At 29.2% G+C, this 3,340-nt stretch carries 5 protein-coding genes; all 5 read right to left on the bottom strand.

The features are described from left to right. Nucleotides 1-32 precede the first annotated feature (32 nt). Nucleotides 33-314, bottom strand: coding sequence for a hypothetical protein (locus B4I81_RS06935; RefSeq protein WP_291109070.1), 282 nt, complete (start codon nt 312-314; stop codon nt 33-35). Between the two features lie 11 nt (nt 315-325). Beyond that, nucleotides 326-844, bottom strand: a complete 519-nt coding sequence (locus B4I81_RS06930) for a hypothetical protein (protein WP_291109068.1) — start codon at nt 842-844, stop codon at nt 326-328. Nucleotides 845-861: 17 nt separating this feature from the next. Then, complete coding sequence (locus tag B4I81_RS06925; protein WP_291109066.1) at nt 862-1,233, bottom strand: hypothetical protein; 372 nt, start codon at nt 1,231-1,233, stop codon at nt 862-864. Nucleotides 1,234-1,437: 204 nt separating this feature from the next. Beyond that, entirely contained in the window at nt 1,438-2,790 is a 1,353-nt protein-coding gene (locus tag B4I81_RS06920) for a T9SS type A sorting domain-containing protein (RefSeq protein WP_291109064.1), read from the bottom strand. A gap of 53 nt (nt 2,791-2,843) precedes the next feature. Next, nucleotides 2,844-3,340, bottom strand: a 497-nt coding sequence (locus tag B4I81_RS06915) for a hypothetical protein (protein WP_291109062.1), incomplete at its 5' end; no start/stop codon positions are given.

Raw genomic sequence — 3,340 nt, 5'->3', positions numbered from 1 at the left:
TATTTTTTATCGGACATTAATGAATAAATAAATTAATTATTGTGTTTTACTATATTTTTATTATGTGAATCAAAATAATTTAAGCCTAAAATATTAGCGCTTTCCCAAATAATTTGGCCCTGATTATCAATTTTTTGTAAAGAGTTGTAATCCGTGTTAGTGTTTCTTAATATTACAAAATTACCATCATTTACTGAAATTATAGAATAGAAACTACCTCCTGTTTCAGAATATGTTTCTTCCCAAAGAAGAATAGGGTCTTGAGAAAAAGACAAATTAAAGAAACATATAACTAAAATGATAGTCTTCAACATATATAGAGGTATTAATTATCAAAAATTACAATAGTGTATTCTGTCAAACTACCTGTTTGAAATTCCTCATATAATCCTGTGATTTCAGTCATAATTGCTTCATTTGAAGAAAAAGGGACTGCTCCTAAAACTCTGGATTCTGAACCACTTTCAAATTTAATGCATTTAAATACTTGATTCGTTCCATAAGCTAATTCTACTCCGGCTGCTGCTGCAGGAGGGTTAGATGTCGTTGCTGAGGTTTGAACAATCCATCTGTTTAGTGCGGCTGTTGTATATGTTGGTGATAATTGTGTATAAGGAAATCTATTGTTGAGGGCACCAAAAAGCTCTATTGAACCTCCATTAGCAGTAATTAACAAAGGATTTAAGTTATCGTAAACTTGTGGGTAATCATTAGTTACATGTTTTGTTATTATGTCTGATACAGTAATATCATAACTGGAAAAGTTATAAATGTAAAAGTTCTTCTGTGCTGTTACATTAGCTCCAAGAACCATTGCAAATACTATAAAAAGATATTTTTTCATGATAATAAGTTTAAAAGTTAGTTTTTAGTTGCGTTTAAAAAAGCACTGTATTTTTTTAAAGTAAAAGGAATTAATGTATTCACATTAGTCTCGTTTTCTTTAATTTCACTTTCAGGCGTGCCTATGGCAACTAAAAGTTTTGTAGCATTTAAACGTAGTTCGTTTTCTGATTCTTCTTTTAATTTGGCATCATCAAAATAAGGTTTGTTTTGTAGGTACTTTTTTAAAGCACTTTCAAAATTAATCATTTCTGTAGTTTTGGTAATACTACTTGTTCTGGCTAGGGTTTTACTTGTTTTACTCGTTTCTGAAATGTTTTCATCTGATGCTGAAGCACAAGAAAATAAAAACAAAGAAGCGCATAAGGCACTTAATAATAATTTTTTCATTGTATAATTTGTTATAGTTATACAGGCTAAATAAAAAAAAAAATTGACCCAAGCAAGTAAAAATGTAATTATTTTCTTAAACTTTGTAAAATTTAACAAATATTCATTTTTGTAATTGCATGAAAAACAGCGTGTTTGTTAGGATAAACAAAAAAAGCACAAACTCGTTAGAATTTGTGCTTTTGTATTTTAAATTGTTTATAATTATTCTTTAATCCACTTCAACGTAGTATTACTTTCAGGAAGATGAACAAAGAAAATACCGCTTGCCAGTTTTGTAACATCTAAGCTGTTTTCGTTTTGGTTGATTTCTTGTTTCATGATGGTTTGCCCTGCAACGTTATAGATAACTACAGTTTGATTTTCAGAAAAATTATTTTTTATCTTAATATAATCCTGTGCCGGATTAGGATAAATACTCACTCTATTTTCAAAACTTGGAGTAGATAAAGGTTCCCAACCTATTTTTACTATCATTGGATTTGTTAAGATACCTGATAATTGAGCCATATAATTATTGTCGCTAGTTTTTAAAATACTTTTTAATTGACCATGATTAATTTCAATATCCCAATCAATAGAATTGTTACTATTAACTTTTGTTAATTTCGACATTAAGTCAGTGTAATTATAAACGCAATTTTCATTAGAACAACGATATCCAATGATTAAACTGTCATCAGGTTCGATTATGACTTTAGTTTCGCTTATATTTCGTTGATTAATGATTAAATTATCAGACAATAAATTACCATTTATATCTATTTTGTTAAGCCAGATACTTTCATCCAAATTGCCAGTAGACACTCTATTAACAACTAAAAAAAAATTCCCGTCTGAATATTCTCCAATTGAAAAAGGAAATTCATTTTGCTCATTACCATAATTGATTTCCCATATTAAATTGCCTTGTGGGTTAATTTTAGCTGCATATGAGTTAGTTTGATTGTCTGCTAATAATAATTCAAACATTCCAGAAATAAGAAAATTTCCATCTGAGGTTTCTTTCATTAAATAATTGATATTGTTAGAGGGGAAACTATAGGTCCAATCAATTGTTTTTTGGGCGTTAAATTTTATTAACACATTTTCGTGACTATAAGCCAAGAATCCGCCATCAGAAGTTGCTATAAATGATTTATAAGTATACCCTTGTGGCAAACAATACATATTTGTTGTTATGCCATTTTCATTAAATTCGATTAAACTATATGTAGAGTAATTTCCATTACAATTATTAACAATGTAGAAATATTTGCTTTCTAAAGGTTGGTATACTATTGCTAATGTATTCGCAAATTCATCACTCGTATGAACAACTCCAATAACTGGAAAAGTCCATGTAATGTCTCCTTCACTATTAATTTTTACAACTAATAAATTGTTATTGCAATTATTATTACATCCCAAAAACAAATAACCATCATCTGTTGTCTTTATTAATGATGATATGTTGTTATAATATTCTTCATAAGTTTGTTCCCATAAAATCACAGGAGGTGTGGTTTGGGAGAAAAGAAACGATGAGAAGAGAATTATGAATATGTGTTTTGTCATTTTGTAATAATTTGATTAAGCCGCAAGCTTTTTTATTGCTTGCGGCTTAATAATTAATTATCTATAAAAACTATAGTATATTCAGTAGAATTTGGTCCAAGATCAAATTGTTCATACAAGGCAGTTATGTTTTCAAACACAACTTCACTTGTTCCTGATGGACGAACTCCTAACAGTCCAGTTTCAAAACTATCACTAAATTTAATAAAATGAAAAGTTTGTGTGCTTCCATATCCTAATGTAGCAGCTGTTGCTGAAGTTGTAATAGGGTTGCTAGTTGAAGATGTGTATCGATACCATGTAGGTTGACCATTTCCGCCCGTATACTCCTCATTAGTGTCTATAAAAGGGAATCTAAATTGTGTGTCGTTTGTATTGACAAATTCTAAAAAATCGGTGGTATTAATCTGTACTGGAGTTGTTGTATAATAAATTAGTTGAGGATAATCTTGGGTTAGGTTTTTGGAACCAAAGTCACTTATTTGTATATTATAACTAGATAAATTGTAAACTACTATTTTTTGTTGTGCTGTTACATTAGCTCCAAGAA

The organism is Flavobacterium sp. UBA6195 (genome assembly GCF_002422095.1).
GTDB lineage: Bacteria > Bacteroidota > Bacteroidia > Flavobacteriales > Flavobacteriaceae > Flavobacterium.
This window is presented reverse-complemented; position numbering and strand designations above follow the sequence as displayed.

Bases quoted from the DNA above. Each gene is read 5' to 3' on its own strand.
- B4I81_RS06930 (WP_291109068.1), bottom strand. From the start codon at position 844: ATGAAAAAATATCTTTTTATAGTATTTGCAATGGTTCTTGGAGCTAAT.
- B4I81_RS06920 (WP_291109064.1), bottom strand. From the start codon at position 2,790: ATGACAAAACACATATTCATAATTCTCTTCTCATCGTTTCTTTTCTCC.
- B4I81_RS06935 (WP_291109070.1), bottom strand. From the start codon at position 314: ATGTTGAAGACTATCATTTTAGTTATATGTTTCTTTAATTTGTCTTTT.
- B4I81_RS06925 (WP_291109066.1), bottom strand. From the start codon at position 1,233: ATGAAAAAATTATTATTAAGTGCCTTATGCGCTTCTTTGTTTTTATTT.